Here is a 21,415-nt window from a genome sequence, read left to right as displayed (position 1 = left end):
ATCCTTATACACTTAAATATCTTTTTTTATACTTTACGTATACCTCAGGATTTCCACTATCAGTAATAAATGCAACCCTATTTTCACCTACCTCTAAGTGAAAGAAGGTTGACTGTAAATCAATGTAGTGAAATGCATTTTCTTTAACACCATTAGGATTCTCTATCTCGACTTTTTTATTGCCAAATGATGTATCAAGAATAAGTTTGTAGCCTATAGGTATTTCTCGATTTACACGAATAAATTCCCCAGTTGTTATATTGGTAATTTGGGGATTTACAACAGGTCCTCTGAACTCTACTACGATTGGTGTTGGTACATCACCATTATTAATTAGCACTTTCGAGTCACCTCGTGTAGCAAAACGTACAGGGAAATAAAAGGGAAATCTAAAATTACTAACAAAGTCTACTAACTTATAACTTTCAGTAGAAAATGCCTGCCAAAAAGGTGAAGGACAAAGAAAATTAATAATAGTTCGTTGAAATCTTATGCCATTGTTCTCTCTTCCCACACCAAAAACTGGTACATTTTCAACAACTGCTTGAATTTCTCGTTTTGTATTTCCTTTAATGTAAGTGAGCTTTCCAAGCCCAAATTTAGGATTGCATATAGTAACAAGCAGCTGCCGCTGTTCTAACATTGATAAGGTGTTTTCTGCCAATACTGCAACATTTAAAGCTATCGAACGCTGTTGTAGGTAGCTGTCTATATAAGTGCTACCGTCTTGAAATGGCGCAGATTGTGTTTGAATATCAGCACTAACATCCGCTTTCCCCTCAACAGATTGTAATAAGAAGGGCTTTTGATTGGAGAATTTAATGGATTGTCCACGTGCGTTTGTAAATATTACCTCTTCAATCATCAGATCATCCCCCATTCCATTGCTAATTGACGTTGTACTTGTTTATTTTTTCGGGCTATTTCTGACGGTGAAGGGTGACTATCATATATATAAATATTTGTATCTCCATTAGTATAGGTGCGAGATCTATCAATTGATGTAGCTTGTGAAGAACTTATACCTTTATAACCATCCATAGTTGAAGCTAACTGCTGTGTTGCAGTTGCAACCCTACCTGCCATATCATCAATCCCTAAAATTAATCCTTGGCCAATATTAATGCCAAAACTACGCATAACACGTGAAGGACTATGAATACCCAAGTTTTTCCGAACTGTATCTTCAACACTATCTGTTAAGTCATTCATTACTCCTTTTAGATTATTTTTTCTCTCGGCCATTCCAATTTCCCAGCCCTCGATTGTGTTTCTTCCAATAGCCATAAATACTCGAGAAGGAGATTTAATACCTAGGATTTCCATTGCCCAGTTTGGAATAAGTCCTGCTAATTCTTCAATTTTCCTACGGACATTCCCAAACATATCACCTATTCCTGAAATCAAACCTAAGACAATGTTTTTACCTATACTTGCTAGCTCAATATTTTTCAAAAATGACTGTGCCTCATTCCACTTTGTTTCGATTTTATTTTTGACCTCTGTCATTTTGTCTTCGACTGTGGATTTCATCTCTTCTATTTTCCTACCAGGCCAAGCCTTTATTTCTTCCCAAATACGTATGGTGTCTGCTTTCATTTCTTCCCATTTATTCGAGGCACTTCCTTTAATATCATCCCACTTTTTTGAAGCATTATTTTTAAAAACTTCCCACTTGGAAAGTACTTCTCCAGTTTCCCAATTTACTTTATTTACATGTTCTTCAGCTTGGAGTTTTGCTTCACTAACAACTTTTTGATGCATAGATTCAGCGTTTTTAATGGTTTCATCTCGTTTACGAGCAGCTTCATCAATCACAGCTTGTGCCTCTTCTGCAGACATGGCACCAGTTTCATCTCGTTGTCTTATTGCCCACTTGTATGTTTCGTTGTATTGATCTTCAGCATCTCGTATAACATCTTCTTTTTGTTTCAAGGAGTTTTGGACAACTTCAGCAGCTTGCTCTGCTGAAATCTTTGAGGCTTCATTTTTTAAACTTTCTAAAATAATCTTTTGCTCTACCTCACTATCAGAAAGATGCTTTATTGCATTCTCCTTCATCATTTCTTGAATCAAATTAATTTCCTGTTGCTCTGCTTCTGTTATACTTCTATTGTTTTCAGCAGCATTTTGATAAATTTCTGTAATTCGTGCCTTTCCATCTGTAATAACCATTTGTTGCTTTGCGTGACTCTGTGCAACACGTTCTAAAATACTTGCTTCCTGCTCTTCAGTTAAAGCATTACTTGAAGCAAAATGGTTCTGCATTGTCTCAAGTTCTTGAGCATGATCAGCTTGCATTTCAGCTAACACTTGATCACCCATATCGCTATAAATGGCTATCATATTTGTCGCCATCTCTTGTGTTACTGTTTCTCCAGACCATGCTAGTTGATTAAGTGCCACTGTTGCTTGATCTGATAACTCTAAAAAGCTTCCTACTGACTCTGCAGTAGCTTCAGATACTTTACCTTTCCAATCTTCCACCTGAATAGATGATTCATTAAGGTCCTTAGTTACTGCATATGCTGCGATCCCAATAGTTGCAAGTGCACCGACAGTAAGACCTATTGGTCCCGTTATTAAGGCTAAAGTAGCCCCTAATGCCGTGGTCGCCCCACCTGCAGCTCCAATTGCCACTGAAAATCCACCAATCGCGGTTACAATTGATCCAATACTTGAAATTAATGTTCCTCCAACTACTAGTAGAGGGCCAATAGCAGCTGCTAAACCTCCAATAATGACAATAGTATTTTGTGTTTCAGAAGATAAACTGCTGAACTTCTCTATCCAGGGTACAAAAATATCAAGAACTTTTTGAATAATGGGAATTAACACATTTCCGATGCTTATACCTACATCTACCAGTTGATTTTTCATTATAGCTATTTGAGATTCTGTCGTTTGATAACGCTCAGCTGCTTTATCAGATAAAGCCGTGTTTTCCTTCCAGGCATCTGTAGAAGAATTAACAGCTGATGTAAGTAAATCCGAAGCACCAGCCATACTTAAAAGTACATCAGTTTCATCACCATTAACCCCTAAATCTGCAAGCACATCTTTTAAGTTAGCTCCACCTTCAGACGATTCCGCTAACCCTTTTACCAATGCATCTAACGCAGAGGCCGCATCTGTTTCGAATGCCTTTTTAAAATCGGCACTAGTCATGTTAGCTACTTTAGCAAAACCAGATAAACTTTCACCGCCATCACCAACTGCCTTTTGAATCTTTTGCAAAACTGAAGTCATAGCTGCTCCCCCAGTTTCTGCATTAATCCCTAGGCTCGACATAGTAGCAGCGAGTCCCATTATTTGAGCTTCAGTTAAACCAATTTTAGAACCTTGCTCAGCAAATCCCATTCCCATCTTCATAATGTCGGAGGCAGCCACACCCATTGTAGTACTCAGATCAACAATAGAAGAACCTAATCGATCAAAGTCTCCTTGCCCCATTCCTACAATATTTGCAAATTCAGCAAACTCTTTTGCTGCCTGTTCACGTGTCATTCCCGTTGAATTGCCCATATCAATAACAGCACGAGAAAATGAAAGTAGATGTTCTTCTGCAATTCCTAGCTGTCCTGCAGATTCAACAACTCCTGCAATTTCAGTAGCACTTACTGGAAGCTCCTTAGCCATACTACGAATTCCACTTTCAAGCTTCTTAAAATTTTCCTCACTTGTGTTTACAGTTTGACGCACACCAGCAAAAGCACTTTCAAAATCTACAGCAGCATTTAGGGCATATACACCAAAAGCTTTAATAGGAGCTGTAATCGTGGACATACTTTCTCCGACAGTCTTTAACTTTCCACCAAGCTCTTGAAATTTGTTCCATTTTGATGATTGTTCACTTAATTGCTGATCAACTTCTTTTAGCTGTGTATTTAAACTATTGTATTCAACAAGAGCTTCATTCACAGCAATTGCTTGTTTTTCTATTTCTTCAGTATTTGCTGAACCTGAGGCTATTAATTCATCATACTTTCTACGTTGCTCCGTAAAATTAAGGTTTGCAGCTTCAACAGAACGTGTTAGAATATTGTGTTTATTCGTTAAACCTTCCACCGAACTTTCATATTCATTACCTAGTGCTTGTAATGCCCTTAATTCAGCTCCCATTGCTGTCAAATTACGAGTTGATTGTTCTATAGAGCCATTAAAATTCGTTGTATTTAAATTAAGCTCAACAGCACTAATTTCTGCCATATTCAATCACCACCTTTATTCCATCACAACCAGGAAATTTCATCAGCTGTGACTTCCTCTACTTCATCAATATCAACTATTAGTTCGAACCAAAAATGAATATCCATTTCGTCTACCTCATGTAGTTTATAACCCTCTTTTATCAATTTTCTATAAAATAATTTAATATGTTGATAAGGAGTTATTTCACTTACTTTCCCTCCTCATCATTTATAATGCTTTTTGTTTCTAGTCCTCCAATGTTAAGAACACTATTAAAAACGCGCATAATTTCATCTTGCAATTTTCCTGCCTCTAACCCATCCCAAACATCATCCATTGTGAATTGGTTCTCAAACACATTGACAACAAAGGCAATCATTTCATCAAACGTTTCAACAGAAATTTCATTTCCTTCTTGTCTCATTTTCTCATTCATTTTTAAAGCATTGCGAAACACTCGGGCTTTCACAAAGTCATTTGAAAATTGTTTTTCTTGTCCATCAATTTTTAACGTAATTTGCATTTCGTTATTCATCCTTTCTAGTAACTTTCTATTCTGAATAAAGAAGAAACCCTATAAAGGGTTTCTTTTTTTAAGGCGTTACAACAGTTTCACTTGGTTTTGCGACAGAGGCAAAGAATGTTTCGGCTGTCACCGTTACTCCTGCATCTCGTGTGTCTACCGTATGTTTAATTACTCCATCAATTAATGGCAATGCCTCACCACCGAATGGATATACCTTGTAACCTGTTTCACCTTTCTTACGAGTCGAATTTGTTTCTTCACCTAATTTCAATTTTGCCTTTAATAGCCAAACAAGCTTAGTTCCCGATTCAAATCCAATAGCAATTGGATTCGGTGTATCATTTGAATTTGTAATGATACCTCCTTCTGCTGACTTCTTATGCCCGTACCAATCTACTAGCACTTCAGTAGGTAAATCAGCCGTTTCCCCTGCAATTGTAATCGAATCCAATTGTGCTTCCTGATCTACTACGCGGTCACCTGCATCTAAATGCGCTTCTGAGAAGTTAGGTGTAAGTGTCATGGAAATAGGCATGGTTAAAGTTTTAACTTCACCCCATGTCTCTGTTTGTTCATTTGTCATTAGTGCATAATGAATACGTTTTAAGCTAAGTTTTTGTGGTTTTTCATTTAAAATTGTCATTTACATGACCTCCATATTTTTTATTATTATTCATCACAGAAGACGAATTGAAGTACCCTGTTATAATGGGATTCACCGGCAATATAAGGCTCATCATATTCTAGAATCCGTTCAAATTCTGCATTTCCCATCAAATGTTTAATACTCTCTGCTAGCTGATGATAGTTTATATTGGACCATACATTAATTTGAATAATCCTCTCAGTTTCAATTTCGTTTCCACCAGCTACAAAGATTGGCTTTGCACTTATTTCTAAAAAAGTAATAAACTGATTTGGTTTTTCGGAATCTTTAGGAAATCCATTAAAAATGATAGGCAAACCTAATGGCTCTAAAATAATAGGAATATGATTCATTAGATCCTTCATATTTATTTCTCCTAACTCATTGAAAAGTTATAAAGCACAGTCAATGCTAGATTTTTAATATATTCCCCTTAAGTGAATGAAAAATTGAACTTCTAAAATAAAGAATCAATTCAACTACAGTCATTCTACAATTGTTGATTTTTTGCAAACTAAAAACGCCTACTGACAATAACTCAGTAGACGTTATCTTTTGATCTCTTTTAATCACGTTTTTTCACCACCTTTCAATAATATTTTTAATACTGCTAGCTACTTTCAACCATATTTTTAATTTCAGCCATACTATTACAAATACTTTGTTTCAATGTAGACTCAATTTTCTTTAACTTATCAAACTGGAAACTATTAACATTTTTCATTTCAAGATATAGTTTCCTTAATTCGCCTTGAAGTTTTCGTATATTATCATCAGTGTAATAACATACGTATTCTCGGCCACAGTTAGGGCAAGAAAAATAGTTTTTTTCAATTGTATGGTTCAGTCTTTCTTTCTTAAAATATTGAACATAGAATTTATAACCACATGACTTATTACATTTTGCATATAGTACTTCCATCCAATCGTCTCCTTATATGAGTATTTTAAAAGACCACTCTATTTTGAGTGGTCTTTAGCTAACATAATTCATGTAAAGTTAACATTTCATATCACAATCTTCTACATTAACATCATATAATGGAATTTCTATACTTTCTATTCAATCATCTGAGTGTCAGTAAAAGGAAAGAAACTAAAAATAATTTTCAGCTAAAATGTACTTCAAATAACCGAACTTTTACATTACCATCATATTACGAGTTAGCAATCCTTTCTATACAATCTAGTTGGTGTCAATTAAGTGAAAGCTATAATTTAGGCAATAGAAAAGACCACCTTTAACAAAAGTGGTCACTCCATTATTTAATATTCATAAGATCCTACTAATCCAATTAATTTGTTAGTTTAATTTCATGAGCAAATTTTATCATCTTCGCAATTTCTGCATGCTTTTTGTAAATATAACTTGCACTGTAATTTAATACTTCCGCTATTTCTTCTAATGTCATGCCATCCACATATTTCAACTTTAATATTTTATGATTCAGTCCACTAAACTTGCTAATAAGGTCCAAGAAATTTTTCTGTTCCATCAGTTTAACTTGCAACTCTCGTTCAATTCGTTCAATACGTTCTTCTAGTTTCGCTCCATCCGATTCAGCAGTAAGTTTTACCCCAGCCAAATCCCCAGTAACCCATCGTTTTAATTCTTTTTGTGATCGCTCAAGGTTATATTCTAAAAAAGCAATTTCATCCTCAATTTGCTGGTAATCTAGTAACCATTCGTACATATATAACACCCACCCTTTTGGATTTCTGAATTTTTTTCTAATTTCACTTTTGAACTGTTTACATTTTATAAAACACCTTTAAACGGTATTTCATGTGAACAACTTACTTCTTCTCATTTCTTTTTTACAACGATACTTATTAAATTGCACTTCTAACTCCCCCTATTATCCAAGTAATTTATTAACCATATAACAAGTTATCTCCAATATAGTACCTTTAAACGGTATAGTCAAGATAAAAATACTCTTAAACGGTATTTTTAGGTTTACATCACTACTTTTTATCAGTATTATTATTATAAGGTGGTGATGAAATATGGATAACTCGGATAAATTAAAGAGGGTTTTTTCAAAAAACTTAAAACTTCAATTAGAGAAGAAAGGTTTAAATCAAACAGACATGGCGAGGGAACTAAATATACCTGAAACAACTGTATCTAATTGGATGAAAGCTAGTACGTACCCTAGACACGATAAAATTCAATTAATGGCAGACTATTTTAATATAAGACGCTCTGATTTAACAGAAGAACAACCAACAAACTTAATAGAGGTACAGCCTAACTTTGTTAAAATTCCAATTTTAGGTGTGATCGCTTGTGGAGAGCCGATAATCGCACAACAAAATGTAGAAGGGTATATGTACGAGTTTTCAGAATTACTGCCAACAGGTAATATTTTCGCTCTTGTGGCTAAAGGTGATTCAATGGAACCAACCATACCAAACGGCTCTAAAGTGCTTATAAGGGAGCAGAGTGAAGTTGAATACGGTGAAATAGCGGCTGTACTTGTAAATGGTGATACTGAAGCGACTCTTAAACGCGTAAAAAAACAGGGTGATACGATTTTACTTATGCCAGATAACCCCAAACATGAACCTTATATAGTGGATGAGAATAATCCTGCAAAAATTATTGGAAAAGCTATTAGTTTTAAGGTTACATTATAATTTCACAGTCATAGAAATAATAATTAATGAAAAGATAAAAGTAAAAAATTTTATAGATTAAGCATGTCACTCAATTGGGTGACAATTTTTTTATGACTAATTTTTAATGTAAATTCGCACATACTACTCAAATAGAGTTTTTAACTAGCCATCCATTCTTTTTATACTTATATAATATCAGGGGCTATCATTTGATTTTTATTCCAGGGTAGAAGTAGTATGGAATTGTAACAAAGGAATATCTACATATCCCAACTATTATATTAATGTAACAATTTCGAAGGAGGAATTTCGATGAATTATCAAAACATTACGGTTGCAGGTAGTGGTGTATTAGGAAGTCAAATTGCTTATCAGTCTGCGTTCAAAGGGTTCAATGTAACAGTTTATGACATTAACGATGAGGCTCTAAAAAATGCACAGGACCGAATCACAAAATTAAAACCATTGTATCAACAAGACTTAGGTGCAACTCAAGAAGAAGTGGATGCTGCCTATGCACGTCTTACTTTCAATAGTGACTTGGCTCAAGCCGTTGCCAATGCTGATCTTGTTATTGAAGCCATTCCTGAAGTTGTTAGCATCAAAACAGAATTTTACACAAATCTTAGTAAAGTAGCGCCAGCAAAAACAATCTTTGCTACGAACTCATCTACTTTATTACCGAGCCAATTTGCCGAAGCTACTGGCCGTCCTGAGAAATTTTTAGCGCTTCACTTTGCTAATACGATTTGGAAAAACAATACAGCTGAAATTATGAAGCACCCAGGTACAGATATGAAGGTATTTGATGAGGTTGTTGAATTTGCACGTGCAATCGGCATGGTACCACTGCCATTATATAAAGAACAACCTGGCTATATTTTAAACTCATTGCTCGTGCCATTTTTAGATGCAGCTGAATCTTTACTTGTAAAAGAAGTGGCTGATCCAGAAACAATTGATAAAACATGGATGATTGGTACAGGCGCTCCACTTGGACCATTTGCTATCCTAGACATCGTTGGCATTAACACTGCTTATAACATTGTAGAAGCGAAAGCAACTGCTACTGGTGATGACAATATGAAAAAATTAGCCAACCTCTTAAAAACAGAGTATATCGAAAAAGGCAAACTAGGTCGTGCAACAGGTGAAGGCTTCTACACATATCCAAATCCAAGCTTTGCAAAACCAGATTTTCTAAAAGGCTAATGATATCGAAAGAGCAATTGTCCTCTTTAAAAGGATCATTGCTCTTTTCCTTAGTTTATATAAAAAAATCCCAAAAACTAGGTGTATCATTAAATTCTTGCGTTGCCAGCTTTTCAATAATTTTTAATTTGATCTCCTGTTCCAAGTCCTCTCTTTCCTGATAGCTTGTTTGGTGAAGACATTGCTTAATTTTTGGTGTAAAGTTCTCGATAATCATTAACGTTTCCTCATTGTAGTTGTTTTCCATTCCTAGTTCACCTCTTTTCTAAGCATGTGATGAAGTTTATTTAATGCCTTTCGATGAAGATTGGATATATTCTGAGGTGTTGTTTGTAAGCTTTCAGCAATAACTTTTATAGGACTGTCTTTTACATAAATCATTTCTAAAATTTGAAGCTGCTTGTCTGTTAACTTTCTTAATGCTTTAAAAAGCTCTTCATTTTCAACCGTATCTAATAGCCCTTCTTCAATCCTTTCATCTTCCCCTGCACTGTCAAACTCTGATATGCCGTTGTCTACAATTAATAAGTAACGGTTTTGCAATCTTCTCCTTTTTTTATCAAAATCCAAGCTAAAATAATAAATTAAACTGCTGACATATTTTATTTTTCGAACCCTTATATAGTGTGATTGGAAAGTTTCATCAACCATTTTCATATTACAATCGGTTGGATATAAGATAGCATTTTGAACCAAATATAAATTTTTAGCATCAGCCAAAAAACTACTGATAATTGGATTTTTAACCTGCTCTATATTCCTGCGAAAAAACTCTTCTATTTTTTGATGCTCATTACACATTTTCATCACTCCTATAGATCCGCCTTCTTTGATAAATAAAGTGAATATCATATATCTATTATAAACCAAAAACAGAACAAATGTTCTCAAAAATATTTATTCATATTGATTTTATAAAGCGACATTTCACTTTTTGTTGTAAAGCACAACATTAACGAAGGAGGAAGATGACATGATAACACTCGAAACGATTCAAATATGGGTAAGCCTAATTGGAAATTCTGGTTTCCCTATTGCCATCACCATCTATCTCTTTATACGCTTTGAAAAAAAAATTGAGGATTTAGAAGCAGCCATCATGAAGTTATTAGATAAAAACGAGGATTCATAATAAGAATTTACGGTAGCACCCTTTTTAAAGAGTACTGCCGTGTGACTTAACCGTGCATTTGCATACCATATATGTAAGAACAAATAGTTAGATGGGGGGAATTTTATGGATCTTATAGTGACCATTTTTCTCATGCTAGATATTCCCTATAATTACTTTCACGATTCATTCCCCATTATGATTGAATACTTGGGGATTCTTGGATTTTGGCTAGCACTCCCATTATCGGTCATTGTTATCTTGCTAAGTATATGGTTACTTATAAAGAAAGTGGGCATTGTTAGCTCTTTACTTATTCTTTTTACGACAGCCATTCTTTTATATTTTGCATTATTTTCTTTGTTCCTTTGATACTCACCATAATAAATTGAAGCCTTTGAATGTGCATACTTCAAAGGCTTTTTCTTTCTTAGAAAAACAGTACCATATAATCCTCATCAAAATATTGCTGTCCTATTTTTAAGGCGTTTCGCTCTGTTCCAAAAACGCGAAAGCCTAACGATGTGTATAATCCTTTTGCTGATTCATTGGAAGAAACAACTGTTAAATTAATCTGCTCGACATCTACTAATGTCTTTGCTTGATTGATCACTTCTACCATTAGTTGCTTTCCTATGCCCAATCCCCGTTTTTTGGGAGAAACATAGACAGCAAAAATGCTCGCTTTATGCTTGAGCTTCACTTTATTTGCTTGCACTAATGTCGCTACTCCAAGCAAATCCCCCTGATTAAATGCCCCAAATGTAAATGTTCCCTGCCCTTCGAGTCTACTTGCAAACGACTCAAGCGATATATCCTTTTCTTCCTCAAAGCTAGAGCCAAATGCCTCTGGATTCGTTTGTAGTCCTTCCAATCTCAATTCTCGATAAACTTCGGCATCTGCTGCTGTTAAAAGCCTAATATTCATTCTTTTCCCTCCCAAAATACTTTTCATTTTTATCGACCATAATGAAGAGCATTTAATGTACATTGTTAACAAATTCCATAAAGTAGGAATGCGGTGAATGGAATCTAACAATATAGCCAAATATTTTTAAACATTACAGGAGCAACGAACCTTACCTACCAGCTACTCATTTACTATCACAGGAAGAACTATGGCGAGTAACACATGAGGGAAAAGCTCCATTGGTGATCACTTTTATCACCTCCATTTGATTCTGAAAAGCTACATAAAGCAATTGCCCACTATTAATCTTATTCAAGAGATTCAGTTGTTGGCTATTCATGAAAGGCATCACTTTACCATCATTCAAGAAATGGCTGTATAAAAAGAAAGGAGGTCTTTGTAGGTTACTTTCCTCAAAGGCTTTTTTATATGTAGTTCATCTATCAATGTTATATTTCCTTCGAAAATTGATAATATATCAATTATTGATACGAATGTCTTTTTTCAATGAAAAGGATAGTTATACATTTAAACACCTTAATATAATTGATATATCTTTCATTTTTATCAAAACCCTCAAACCAATATACATACACTAAACAGAAAAATACGACATTATTCAGCAAATCATGACGCATAATATTGACACTGTGTCATTTTTAAATTAGTATATGCTTATATTCACAAGATTTATAGCAATGACAGAAAGAAGTTGATCTATGAAAGGTATTATCTACACAAAGGGGCTGAAAGAATGGTTAAAAACAATCACAGTATGGAAGACATTATGGAGCGTGAGAAAGGTTTAAATAAGGGGTTAAAAACGAAGCAAATCACGATGATTGCCATAGGAGGTGCGATTGGAACTGGGTTATTTCTTGGCAGTAGTTTAGCAATTGGTCTCGCTGGTCCAAGTGTTATTCTTAGTTACGCTGTAGGAGCTTTGATCGCACTATTATTAATGGGTTGTCTTGCTGAAATGACGGTTGCACATCCTACAACTGGTTCATTCGGTGCTTATGCTGAAAAATATGTAAATTCATGGTCCGGCTTTGCTATTCGATATTCTTATTGGTTTGCATTAATTTGCTCAATTGGTACAGAGGTCACAGCGGTTGCACTTTATATGCGCTACTGGTTCCCAAGTGTACCAAATGCTGTGTGGATTATATTGTTTGCTGCTATACTGCTTTATGTAAACGCTACCACAGTAAAATTATTCGGTGCTGTAGAATATTGGTTCTCGGTTGTTAAAATCGTCGCGATTGTCGGCTTTATTATTTTAGCTACGGTTGTTATTTTTGGAGCAGATAGCTCTTCCAACATTGGTATACAAAACTATTTTAATGATGGAGGCTTTTTCCCACATGGCTTCTGGGGTATGTGGATGGGGATTTTTATCTCATTATTTAGTTACTTAAGTATTGAAATGATTGCAGTAAGTGCTGGGGAGGCTGAGGATCCAAGGAAAGCTGTCCCAATAGCATTAAAATCAGCAGTAATACGTCTAATTTTATTCTATATTGTCACGCTTATCCTGATGCTCATGATTGTTCCTTGGGGAATGGCTGGTGCAGACAAAAGTCCATTCGTTAAAGTAATGGAGATTTTGAATATTCCTGGTGCGGCATCCGTCATGAACTTTGTTGTCCTAATTGCGGCGCTTTCGGCTATGAATAGCCAGCTTTACATTTCAACTCGCATGATGTTCTCACTTTCAAGAGGTGGCTTTGCGCCAAAGAAATTAGGTGAGCTCAACAAAAGACAAGTACCCACGAAGGCATTGTTTGCATCTATTATCGGTATTGTCATTGCGACAGTATTCTCTATTTTTAAGCCAGAATCAGCTTTATCGCTTATGATTTCAATATCAAGCTTTGGTGCAATGTTTGCATGGTTTATGATTTTTATCACCCATTTATTTTTCCGTAAAAAATACAAGGCAAAAGATGGAGAAAAACTGCCAGTACGTATGATTGGTTATCCTTATTTAACAATCCTAGGTGCCGTTTTATTAGCTTCAGTTGTATTATCAACATGGTTTTCTCCTGACTTTAAGGCAACATTACTTGTTGGTTTCCCATGGCTACTCTTCATTTCCATCTGTTATTTTGTTTGGAAAAAAGTAAATGAAGCGAGGAATCGCGTCATTAAAAATGAGCTTGAGGAAGAACATATCATTTAACACAGTTGCTTTACCGTCGACATAGATAAGATACCTCCAAGACAGATAGGGATAAGCTGCCATCTTGGAGGTATTTTTCTGAATTTATTCCTCATTAAAAGCCTGAGTCCCTAACTACCGAACTCAGGCTGTTTAATATTATTAAATCCTTCACTTTTAGAGTGCTATAATACAAGCTGACCTTTTAGAAGGTCCTCTGCACTTTCATATGGTAGCTGTAATGCTTCAGCAACCTTACTCATCGTAATCTTACCTTGATAAACATTCAAGCCTTTTCGTAATGCTTCGTTTTGTAATAGTGCTTCCTTATAACCATTTGCTGCAATTTGTAGCGCATACGGCAATGTCACATTTGTTAAAGCCATGGACGATGTTTTTGGCACCGCACCTGGCATATTACCTACTGCATAATGCACAACACCATGCTTTTCGTATGTTGGATGATCGTGTGTTGTCACATGGTCTGCTGTTTCCACAATTCCACCTTGGTCAATAGCTACGTCTACGATAACAGAGGCTGGCTGCATATCCTTAACCATGTCCTCCGTGACGAGTCGTGGCGCTTTAGCACCAGGAATAAGTACTGCACCAATAACCAAGTCAGCTGTTTTGAGTTGTTCTGCAATATTAAAGCTATTCGATATTAACGTTTGAATACTATCACCGAAAATCTCTTCAAGCTGGCGTAGGCGTGCCGGATTAACATCTAGAATGGTTACGTTTGCACCTAACCCTACAGCAATTTTTGCTGCACTATAGCCTACAACTCCACCACCTATAATGGTTACATTGCCCTTTGCTACACCTGGCACGCCACTTAGTAATATGCCTTTACCGCCATTTGTTTTTTCTAAATAATGTGCACCGATTTGCGCAGCCATTCGTCCAGCAACTTCTGACATTGGAGCAAGTAGCGGCAGGCTACCATCTGCAAGTTGGACCGTTTCATAGGCAATGGCCACCACTCCCTTTTCTAATAACGCCTTCGTTAATGCTTCATCGGCTGCTAGATGTAAGTAAGTAAATAATATTTGCCCCTTGTAAAAATAATCGTATTCCGAAGCGATCGGTTCTTTTACTTTCATGACCATTTCTGCAGCCCATGCATCCTTCGCTGTTGGAACAATTGTTGCACCGGACTCCATATATTGCTTATCTGTAAAATTTGAACCAAGACCTGCGTTCGATTCAATTAGCACTGTATGTCCCTCAGCAATTAAAACACTAGCACTTGCAGGCGTTAACGCGACACGATTCTCCATTACTTTTATTTCCTTAGGTACACCAATAATCATCTAATTCCCACCTTTTTTGTTATGCTACGATTTCACGTTCGTTTTTGAATTGCTCATACAACTTTTCATCCATAATGGTCTTTAAAATTTGCACAACTTCATAAACTTCCTCAAATGAGTTGTACAGTGCCACAGGTGCAATACGAATGCCATTTGGTGCTCTAAAATCAGGAACAACTCCCTTCGCCTTCAATGCCTTACAAATACGAGCTGAATCTGAATGTGTAAGATAGACATGACCACCGCGCAAGTCATTGTTCACTGGGCAATTTAATGCAAAGTCGTAATCACCTAAATAATAATTGTATAGTTGAATAAAATACTCTGTTAGCTGCATGGATTTCTCACGAATGCGTGTAATTCCTGCTTCATTAAAAAGTTCCAGTGCACCTAGTAGTGGTGCTAGGCTTAATAAATGTGGTGTCCCCATTTGGTAGGCACTTACATTTTGGGCTTGTATAAGGCTTGTTTCCATATCAAATTGCTTCGCTTTATCGGAACTGAACCAGCCTGCCAATCCAGGCTTTGTACCAAAATGCTTCTCATGTACAAACAACCCAGCAACTGCACCAGGTCCTCCATTTAGATGTTTATAGTTACACCAGAAGGCAAAGTCTACATCCCAATCATGAAGGGAATGCTCTACAGAACCAACTGAGTGGCAAAGATCAAAGCCTATTAAAATACCACGTTGATGCGCATCTTTTGTTAACGCTTTCATATCTAGAATTTGACCGCTTCTATATAACACGCCAGGTAGTACAATCAAAGCTACATCTTCTGTCATTGCTGCAACAATATCCTCATGCGTATAATAGTGCCCGTCCTGACTACGTATATATTGAATATGCTCCTCGATATTTTCGTAGTGTAAACCTAGCTGGCTTTGTACAGCATATAAATCTGTTGGAAAGTTTAATTCGTCAATAACAATTTTTGTTTTCTTGCCTGTTGGCTTATAAAACGTTGCAATCATTTGATGCAAGTTAACAGTAGTAGAGCCAGTTGCAATGACTTCCTCTGGTTTCGCACCTACGATCTTTGAAAGCTGAGCACCTACCTGCTCTGATAAAAAGAACCAAGGATGCTCCCCTTGTGTCCATCCATCAATGCCATGCTGCTTCCAAGAATCCAAAAGCTTCAACAAGCTAGCCTCTGCTCTCTTTGATAACAGTCCTAATGAATTCCCATCAAAATAAATTGTGCCTGGTTGAAGATAAAACTGTTCTCTAAATTCTTTTAAATCATCATTTTTGTCTAAAAAAGCTGCGTATTCTCTTGTAGGATTAAATTCCATTATAAACACCTCACTTTTAAAATGATGGTAGCATTGCAATCTATTAACCATCTTATACTCATCTTATCAAAAAGTGACACAGTGTCAATATTTTTAAAAGAAGAATTTTTAAGTTTAAAATCTAATTTTCATCACATTAAACAGAAAAACCTCCAACAAGGGAGGTTAATCTGTATAGAGGCCTTTAATATAAAAGTGTACAATTAATTCTACGTTTTCCTCGATCGAAACATTTTTATCTTGCAAGCAACGCCAAAGGAAGTTCTCATTTATGTGATACCACATATGCGCTACATCTTTAGCATTTAAATGAGGTAAGGCAATATTATTATGTTGTACATATAAAATATCCTTCTCAATATGATCAATAAAATGTTGCTGGACAAGAGACCATTTGTGACGAATTTCCTCTGACACACCAATCGCCTCTTGCACTAGCCTCATCAATTTCTCATTTTCAATACCTTGTTTATTGAACGCTTTTACCTGATATGTAATTTGCTCCCTCGCCTCTTCCTTTGATTTTGGAACAAAACTTAGCTTCGCAATACTGTACATTTTTTCAAGAAGCGAATCTATTATTTCTATTAACAGGGCATCCTTATTAGAAAAATAAACGTATGCTGTGCCATGGCCTACACCAGCTTCTTTAATAATTTGCTTCATTGTTGCTTTCTGAAAGCCCAGTTCAAAAAAAACCTTTTTCCCCGCCTCAATTAATGTCTTGCGTGTTTCATGAGCACGGTCTTGCTTTATCTGACTACGATTCTTCATAATACACCAACTTCCACTTTCTCTTTGCCTTTATTATACAAAAGATACACTACTATTCCGATGTCATTAATGTACGATCAAATGACTACAATCACTAAAGGAGCATTCGTAAAAACTGTTCAAAATGCACGCCTGCCTCGGGTGGAACTTGCTCCTTCGATGTTGCTTCAATGGCAGCGGCTAAAAATGTCTCCGCTAGCTTCATGGACTCCACTAAATCTTGCCCACGCATCATGCCACCCATTATGATGGATGCGAATAGATCCCCTGTGCCTGAATAGCTTTGACCGTTGTAGTTGCGAATACTATGAAAAGACCGCTTCGCATCGACATACATATTCCCAACATAACGCTTGTCCGCATCTGCTACTGGTGGATTCAAGCCAGTAATAATGACATTGGCTCCAGTTTCCTGCTGTAGATGTTGACCTGCTTCTTCTAGGGCATGAATATAGTCTAAATCATTTTGATAGCTCAGTAGCTTTTCATATGGCAAGCCCGTAAGCAAGCAGCATTCCGTAACATTAGGGGTAATAATGTCCGCACACTTCACTATTTCTTTCATCCGATCAAGTAATTCTCCTGTAAACATTTTATAGACTTCGCCATGATCTCCCATTACTGGATCAACAAGCAATGTCGTCTTATCGGAGTGAAACACATCTAAAAATCGAAAGATATTATCTATTTGTTCCTTTCCTGTGACAAAGCCCGTGTGAATACCGTCAAAGGTAGCCCCTAGCTTGCTCCATTCGTCTACGAAGAAATCCATCTTTGACGTTAAATCTTCACAATAAAAGGTCGAATACCCAGTTTGCGCCGTTAAAATAGCTGTTGGTAGCGGCACGGCTTGCACACCCATCACAGAGAGCACTGGCATCGCAGCCGTTAATGAGCATTTCCCAAAGGAAGACATATCCTGAATGACAGCAACTTTTTTCATCATACATTCCACCTTACTAATCCTGCTTATACTCATCTCATCGTATCATACTTAGAAGAATGCGAAAATAACCTCAATCTGACCCCTAACTTTTTTATAAAATTGACACTTTCACAACAGTCAGTCCTTTGTTAAAGTAAAAATCATCAAAATATTCATCATAGTGAGGAAGAGACAAATGCAAAATATACAAAGGCCATCATCCTATACAAAATCAGGCACCAAAACATTTGATTTAGTTATTACAGCGATTTTAGCAGCACTTGTTTTCGTGGCTACAATGTTTATCAATCTTAAGCTACCAATTGGTCAAGGTGGGCTTATACACTTAGGAACATCCATGCTTTTTATGTCTGCCATTTTATTTGGGCCTAAAAAAGGAGCTCTTGCTGGAGCAATTGGAATGGGCTTATTCGATATTGTAGGGGGCTGGTTAATTTGGGCACCTACTACTATTATTTCTCGTGCATTACAGGGCTTCATCGTTGGTAAAATTGCTTGGTCAAAAGGTCATAAAGGCGACAATATTGGATTCAACATTTTAGGTGCAGTAGTATCAATGCCTGTGATGATTGCTGTGTACTATATTGGGCAAGCCATTATGTTTAATAGCTGGGTTGCACCATTGGCATCCATTCCAGGAGACGTCATTCAAAACATCGTTGGTTTAATTATTGCCATCCCTGTTTGTGTAGTGCTAAAAAAAACACCCTATTTCAAAAGGAATTTTTAAATTGAAACACGCCATCTTGCTGTTTAGCCCACAGCTTAGATAGCGTGTTTTTATATTTTGTCAGTATGCCAAACAAATGATTTTACAGATAAAGTGAAACTAGCCTAGTTCTTTTTCATACTATAAGGTGGAGGTGTAAAAATGCCAAGAGTAAAATATCGCGATGCAGACGTTGCTTTAATGGCTAGGATGATGAGAGCTGAGGCTGAGGGTGAAGGAAAACAAGGCATGTTATACGTTGGCAATGTCATTGTAAATCGCGCAGTAGCAACTTGTTTAGATTTTAACGATGTCAGAACAATCGAGCAAGTGATTTACCAGGTACAAGGAGGAAACTTTTCGTTTGAAGCTGTTCAAAAAGGTAATATGTTTTATCAAAGAGCAAGAGAATCCGAAAAAAGATTGGCGAAACAGAACCTAGACTACTGGCGAGATCATCCAGCAAAATACGCACTTTGGTACTTCAATCCATATGCGCCATGTCCCCCAACATGGTACGGCCAACCGTTTACTGGTCAATTTAAGAACCATTGTTTCTACGAGCCCGCACCAGGAACTTGTGAGAGTGTTTATACGGGGTAAGAGATTACTTGAGCTACGTTAAAAAGTATTTTCATCGCGATTCCGTACCTGTAAGCTTTTCAAAGTGCTGAATTAAAAAAAGCTGAAGGAATAGTTGTTCCTTCAGCCTTTTACTACTGCTTATTTTTTAATCTTTACATATTTGCTATAAACATAGCCCGTTTTATCTTGATAAGCTATTTTATACCAGCCTTGCACTTCACCTAAAATGGCAATTTCAGTATTCTTTGAAATTGTTCCAATTACTTTTCCTGAGTTCGATGGCTTTGAACGTACATTTAAGTGATAGGCCGTAACAATGCCTTTAGGTGATTCTGGTTTAGTAACAACAGGCTTTGATTTGTCTGGAGCTGGCTTACTTGGATCCTCAGGCTTTTCTCCCGGCTTATCTTGTCCCTGTTCAGCCTTAGGATTATTCATTGCTTTTACCAACTTCTGATAAAATTCGCCTGTCGTTTTAACCCCAGCAAATTGGCTTGCATCAACATTTGCTTTTGTTGCTAGCTCTTTTATTTCTTCTTTTGTAATCACATCTTTTACATTAATAGATGCGATATTTGTATATTTTCCATCTTCTGTTGTAGGGATAGCTAAAATGTCTTTATTGATTAATTCAACAACAGCAGCACGAGCTGGCGATTTCGTATCAACTCCAATGATTTTCCAATTATTTTGGATCACTGGCTCATACACACCGTTCATCTCTTCTTTTAAATATCGAATGGCTAGATTACGGATAGTACCTCCTGTTTCTCCATAGGCACTTTCTTCTTTAGAGGACCAGATCATATTGAACTTACGCCCTTCAAGTGCTTGACCTTTTGATACAAGAAAATCCATTCGATAAGAGTTCATACCAAGCTTTAAATTGTCTTCCATCTTAATTGGCGTACCGTCTAATTTGCGTAGATTTTTGATTCTGTTACCTGGCTGCTCCGTTAAATCGATGTCATATTTTACATTTCCGAAATAATCATTCGTACTATATTTAGAGGAACGACGAGTTTTATCAAAACTAATCGTCACATCTCCATCTCGTGTGCTATTAAAATAGCCAACTGCCCATTCCATATAATCTTTTAAATCTTTGCCCGTCACTTCATAAACAGATACTTCTCCACCAGCAAATTGATAATTATAGGCGATATCCTTTTTCTTAATAGGGCCTACATCCAATGAAGCTTTATCATTATCAATTTGATGCGCTACTACATCTGCCTTACTATAATGTAGCATGACCTCATGGAAAAAGTCTGATAAAGGTGTTTCTTGAATGTGTACAGTTGGTATGCCTTTAATTTCATTTTTAGGGACAAGATTTGTTCCTTTAAGCTGTGCTACTTCGATATTAGCATCTTCACGTGCAAACTCATGGTATGGCTTCAACGTTTCTTCTAGTTCTTTATCAGATTGAACGAATGTTCCATCTTCTTTCTTTACTGGAATAGTCGAAGCATCTTTTTCCTTTAGCTCTAATTGTTCGCCTTGGCGAGTAAATGTTAGATCAATACGTGAAATATGTGTTCCATATTTATTTGGCTCTGTTATAAAAACGCCGTTCACATCTTCTTTATTAATAAGAACATGATTATGCCCTGCAAAAATAGCTGCAAGCTCTGGAATAGCATTAGCCATTTCCTTTACGCCTGTCCCAGGAACACCATTTTCATTTTCTAGCCCCATATGCATCAGGCCAATCATAACATCTACCTTACCTTCTAATTCCTTAACGGCCTTTTTAGTTTCTTCTATTGGGTTTTTGATCACTAATCCATCTAAATGATTTGTGCCCTTCTCATACTCTGTAATTAACGGTGTTACCATGCCAATAACGCCGATCTTAACACCTTCACGCTCAATAATTGTATAAGCGGGTAAATAACGTTCTCCATTTTCTTTATAAACGTTCCCAGCAAGTCTTGCTCCATTAAATTGGCTAGAAACTTTATCTAAGACATCCAAACCAAAGTTGAACTCATGATTACCATATGTCCAAGCTTCATAGCCCATTTCATTGACTGCAACCATCATTGGGGATTGTGGCTGATCATTGAATAATTCTGCAGAATTATCCTGTATTAAATCTCCATTTTCCAATAAGATGGTATTCGGATTATCATGACGAATATCTTTAATAATTGTATATAACTGCGTTAAACTTCCTGTGAGATTTGGTCCATCCACCGCATAATCCCAAGGCATAGTGCGGCCATGAATATCTGACGTAGCGAGGAGTGTAATATGTATATCTTTATTTTCCTCTTGTGCATTGACAGGCGTTGGCGTAACGACCATTCCTGTTGCCAGAATCAATACTGCCATACTTAGTATAGATATAACTTGTTTCAATTGATTCATTTCCTAGTTTTCTCCCTTTTAATTCTG

22 protein-coding genes are annotated in these 21,415 nt (G+C 36.4%); 7 read left to right on the top strand and 15 right to left on the bottom strand.

What is annotated here, in order from left to right; translation table 11 throughout:
* Positions 1-4: 4 nt before the first annotated feature.
* The 7 genes from ABC382_RS20235 to ABC382_RS20205 form a co-directional block, all read right to left on the bottom strand.
* A complete protein-coding gene (locus ABC382_RS20235; protein WP_322611063.1) occupies positions 5-865 on the bottom strand; it encodes a phage tail family protein in 861 nt (286 codons plus the stop codon).
* Positions 865-4,209: a phage tail tape measure protein gene (locus ABC382_RS20230; RefSeq protein WP_322611064.1), complete on the bottom strand. Its 3,345-nt coding sequence runs from the start codon at positions 4,207-4,209 to the stop codon at positions 865-867. The genes ABC382_RS20235 and ABC382_RS20230 overlap by 1 nt, the downstream gene beginning before the upstream one ends.
* A gap of 190 nt (positions 4,210-4,399) precedes the next feature.
* A complete protein-coding gene (gpG, locus tag ABC382_RS20225; protein ID WP_274794310.1) occupies positions 4,400-4,714 on the bottom strand; it encodes a phage tail assembly chaperone G in 315 nt (104 codons plus the stop codon).
* A 70-nt stretch (positions 4,715-4,784) separates the two neighbouring features.
* Complete coding sequence (locus tag ABC382_RS20220; protein ID WP_274794311.1) at positions 4,785-5,360, bottom strand: major tail protein; 576 nt, start codon at positions 5,358-5,360, stop codon at positions 4,785-4,787.
* 26 nt (positions 5,361-5,386) lie between these two features.
* On the bottom strand, positions 5,387-5,728 hold the full coding sequence (locus ABC382_RS20215) for a hypothetical protein (RefSeq protein ID WP_274794312.1): 342 nt from the start codon (positions 5,726-5,728) through the stop codon (positions 5,387-5,389).
* A 245-nt stretch (positions 5,729-5,973) separates the two neighbouring features.
* Positions 5,974-6,285: a hypothetical protein gene (locus ABC382_RS20210; RefSeq protein ID WP_322611065.1), complete on the bottom strand. Its 312-nt coding sequence runs from the start codon at positions 6,283-6,285 to the stop codon at positions 5,974-5,976.
* 373 nt (positions 6,286-6,658) lie between these two features.
* Positions 6,659-7,057: a hypothetical protein gene (locus tag ABC382_RS20205; protein WP_274794314.1), complete on the bottom strand. Its 399-nt coding sequence runs from the start codon at positions 7,055-7,057 to the stop codon at positions 6,659-6,661.
* Positions 7,058-7,373: 316 nt separating this feature from the next.
* Between ABC382_RS20205 and ABC382_RS20200 the strand changes: the two genes are divergently transcribed.
* Positions 7,374-8,006, top strand: coding sequence for a LexA family protein (locus tag ABC382_RS20200; RefSeq protein ID WP_341386765.1), 633 nt, complete (start codon positions 7,374-7,376; stop codon positions 8,004-8,006).
* 294 nt (positions 8,007-8,300) lie between these two features.
* Positions 8,301-9,200 carry a 3-hydroxyacyl-CoA dehydrogenase gene (locus ABC382_RS20195; protein ID WP_322611067.1) on the top strand — a complete coding sequence of 300 codons (900 nt, stop codon included), beginning with the start codon at positions 8,301-8,303 and terminating at the stop codon, positions 9,198-9,200.
* Between the two features lie 55 nt (positions 9,201-9,255).
* Here ABC382_RS20195 and ABC382_RS20190 read toward each other — a convergent pair whose 3' ends face one another.
* Both ABC382_RS20190 and ABC382_RS20185 read right to left on the bottom strand, forming a co-directional pair.
* The gene (locus ABC382_RS20190) at positions 9,256-9,447 is read right to left on the bottom strand and encodes a hypothetical protein (RefSeq protein ID WP_322611068.1); all 192 of its coding nucleotides are present in this window, start codon (positions 9,445-9,447) and stop codon (positions 9,256-9,258) included.
* Positions 9,448-9,449: 2 nt separating this feature from the next.
* A complete protein-coding gene (locus tag ABC382_RS20185; RefSeq protein WP_341386766.1) occupies positions 9,450-10,001 on the bottom strand; it encodes a sigma-70 family RNA polymerase sigma factor in 552 nt (183 codons plus the stop codon).
* 172 nt (positions 10,002-10,173) lie between these two features.
* Here ABC382_RS20185 and ABC382_RS20180 point away from each other — a divergent pair, with 172 nt between their 5' ends.
* Positions 10,174-10,332, top strand: coding sequence for a YvrJ family protein (locus tag ABC382_RS20180; RefSeq protein WP_274794319.1), 159 nt, complete (start codon positions 10,174-10,176; stop codon positions 10,330-10,332).
* A gap of 105 nt (positions 10,333-10,437) precedes the next feature.
* A complete protein-coding gene (locus ABC382_RS20175; protein ID WP_312505918.1) occupies positions 10,438-10,683 on the top strand; it encodes a hypothetical protein in 246 nt (81 codons plus the stop codon).
* A gap of 58 nt (positions 10,684-10,741) precedes the next feature.
* Here the strand turns inward: ABC382_RS20175 and ABC382_RS20170 are convergent, their stop codons facing one another.
* Positions 10,742-11,239: a GNAT family N-acetyltransferase gene (locus tag ABC382_RS20170; protein WP_322611071.1), complete on the bottom strand. Its 498-nt coding sequence runs from the start codon at positions 11,237-11,239 to the stop codon at positions 10,742-10,744.
* A gap of 736 nt (positions 11,240-11,975) precedes the next feature.
* On the opposite strand from ABC382_RS20170, the gene ABC382_RS20165 reads away from it, so the two are divergent.
* Entirely contained in the window at positions 11,976-13,406 is a 1,431-nt protein-coding gene (locus tag ABC382_RS20165; RefSeq protein ID WP_274794322.1) for an amino acid permease, read from the top strand.
* A 164-nt stretch (positions 13,407-13,570) separates the two neighbouring features.
* Here the strand turns inward: ABC382_RS20165 and ald are convergent, their stop codons facing one another.
* The 4 genes from ald to ABC382_RS20145 form a co-directional block, all read right to left on the bottom strand.
* Positions 13,571-14,701, bottom strand: coding sequence for an alanine dehydrogenase (ald, locus tag ABC382_RS20160; protein WP_274794323.1), 1,131 nt, complete (start codon positions 14,699-14,701; stop codon positions 13,571-13,573).
* Between the two features lie 19 nt (positions 14,702-14,720).
* Positions 14,721-16,007: a kynureninase gene (gene kynU, locus ABC382_RS20155; protein ID WP_322611190.1), complete on the bottom strand. Its 1,287-nt coding sequence runs from the start codon at positions 16,005-16,007 to the stop codon at positions 14,721-14,723.
* Positions 16,008-16,163: 156 nt separating this feature from the next.
* Positions 16,164-16,772, bottom strand: a complete 609-nt coding sequence (locus tag ABC382_RS20150; RefSeq protein WP_322605875.1) for a TetR/AcrR family transcriptional regulator — start codon at positions 16,770-16,772, stop codon at positions 16,164-16,166.
* Between the two features lie 94 nt (positions 16,773-16,866).
* Positions 16,867-17,715 (bottom strand): pyridoxamine kinase, encoded by an 849-nt coding sequence (locus ABC382_RS20145; RefSeq protein WP_322605874.1) that lies wholly within the window; start codon positions 17,713-17,715, stop codon positions 16,867-16,869.
* A gap of 178 nt (positions 17,716-17,893) precedes the next feature.
* Here ABC382_RS20145 and ABC382_RS20140 point away from each other — a divergent pair, with 178 nt between their 5' ends.
* Complete coding sequence (locus ABC382_RS20140) at positions 17,894-18,448, top strand: ECF transporter S component (protein ID WP_322611072.1); 555 nt, start codon at positions 17,894-17,896, stop codon at positions 18,446-18,448.
* A 141-nt stretch (positions 18,449-18,589) separates the two neighbouring features.
* Positions 18,590-19,030, top strand: a complete 441-nt coding sequence (locus tag ABC382_RS20135) for a cell wall hydrolase (protein ID WP_274794326.1) — start codon at positions 18,590-18,592, stop codon at positions 19,028-19,030.
* A 120-nt stretch (positions 19,031-19,150) separates the two neighbouring features.
* Here ABC382_RS20135 and ABC382_RS20130 read toward each other — a convergent pair whose 3' ends face one another.
* On the bottom strand, positions 19,151-21,388 hold the full coding sequence (locus ABC382_RS20130) for a 5'-nucleotidase C-terminal domain-containing protein (RefSeq protein WP_322611073.1): 2,238 nt from the start codon (positions 21,386-21,388) through the stop codon (positions 19,151-19,153).
* Between the last annotated feature and the right edge of the window lie 27 nt (positions 21,389-21,415).

It is taken from the genome of Lysinibacillus phoenicis (genome assembly GCF_047238325.1).
Taxonomy (GTDB): domain Bacteria; phylum Bacillota; class Bacilli; order Bacillales_A; family Planococcaceae; genus Lysinibacillus; species Lysinibacillus irui.
The sequence above is the reverse complement of the archived record's forward strand: the minus strand, read 5'-3'. Positions and strand labels throughout refer to the sequence as shown.

Bases quoted from the DNA above. Each gene is read 5' to 3' on its own strand.
- ABC382_RS20235 (WP_322611063.1), bottom strand. From the start codon at position 865: ATGATTGAAGAGGTAATATTTACAAACGCACGTGGACAATCCATTAAA.
- ABC382_RS20230 (WP_322611064.1), bottom strand. From the start codon at position 4,209: ATGGCAGAAATTAGTGCTGTTGAGCTTAATTTAAATACAACGAATTTT.
- gpG (WP_274794310.1), bottom strand. From the start codon at position 4,714: ATGCAAATTACGTTAAAAATTGATGGACAAGAAAAACAATTTTCAAAT.
- ABC382_RS20220 (WP_274794311.1), bottom strand. From the start codon at position 5,360: ATGACAATTTTAAATGAAAAACCACAAAAACTTAGCTTAAAACGTATT.
- ABC382_RS20215 (WP_274794312.1), bottom strand. From the start codon at position 5,728: ATGAAGGATCTAATGAATCATATTCCTATTATTTTAGAGCCATTAGGT.
- ABC382_RS20210 (WP_322611065.1), bottom strand. From the start codon at position 6,285: ATGGAAGTACTATATGCAAAATGTAATAAGTCATGTGGTTATAAATTC.
- ABC382_RS20205 (WP_274794314.1), bottom strand. From the start codon at position 7,057: ATGTACGAATGGTTACTAGATTACCAGCAAATTGAGGATGAAATTGCT.
- ABC382_RS20200 (WP_341386765.1), top strand. From the start codon at position 7,374: ATGGATAACTCGGATAAATTAAAGAGGGTTTTTTCAAAAAACTTAAAA.
- ABC382_RS20195 (WP_322611067.1), top strand. From the start codon at position 8,301: ATGAATTATCAAAACATTACGGTTGCAGGTAGTGGTGTATTAGGAAGT.
- ABC382_RS20190 (WP_322611068.1), bottom strand. From the start codon at position 9,447: ATGGAAAACAACTACAATGAGGAAACGTTAATGATTATCGAGAACTTT.
- ABC382_RS20185 (WP_341386766.1), bottom strand. From the start codon at position 10,001: ATGTGTAATGAGCATCAAAAAATAGAAGAGTTTTTTCGCAGGAATATA.
- ABC382_RS20180 (WP_274794319.1), top strand. From the start codon at position 10,174: ATGATAACACTCGAAACGATTCAAATATGGGTAAGCCTAATTGGAAAT.
- ABC382_RS20175 (WP_312505918.1), top strand. From the start codon at position 10,438: ATGGATCTTATAGTGACCATTTTTCTCATGCTAGATATTCCCTATAAT.
- ABC382_RS20170 (WP_322611071.1), bottom strand. From the start codon at position 11,239: ATGAATATTAGGCTTTTAACAGCAGCAGATGCCGAAGTTTATCGAGAA.
- ABC382_RS20165 (WP_274794322.1), top strand. From the start codon at position 11,976: ATGGTTAAAAACAATCACAGTATGGAAGACATTATGGAGCGTGAGAAA.
- ald (WP_274794323.1), bottom strand. From the start codon at position 14,701: ATGATTATTGGTGTACCTAAGGAAATAAAAGTAATGGAGAATCGTGTC.
- ABC382_RS20150 (WP_322605875.1), bottom strand. From the start codon at position 16,772: ATGAAGAATCGTAGTCAGATAAAGCAAGACCGTGCTCATGAAACACGC.
- ABC382_RS20145 (WP_322605874.1), bottom strand. From the start codon at position 17,715: ATGAAAAAAGTTGCTGTCATTCAGGATATGTCTTCCTTTGGGAAATGC.
- ABC382_RS20140 (WP_322611072.1), top strand. From the start codon at position 17,894: ATGCAAAATATACAAAGGCCATCATCCTATACAAAATCAGGCACCAAA.
- ABC382_RS20135 (WP_274794326.1), top strand. From the start codon at position 18,590: ATGCCAAGAGTAAAATATCGCGATGCAGACGTTGCTTTAATGGCTAGG.
- ABC382_RS20130 (WP_322611073.1), bottom strand. From the start codon at position 21,388: ATGAATCAATTGAAACAAGTTATATCTATACTAAGTATGGCAGTATTG.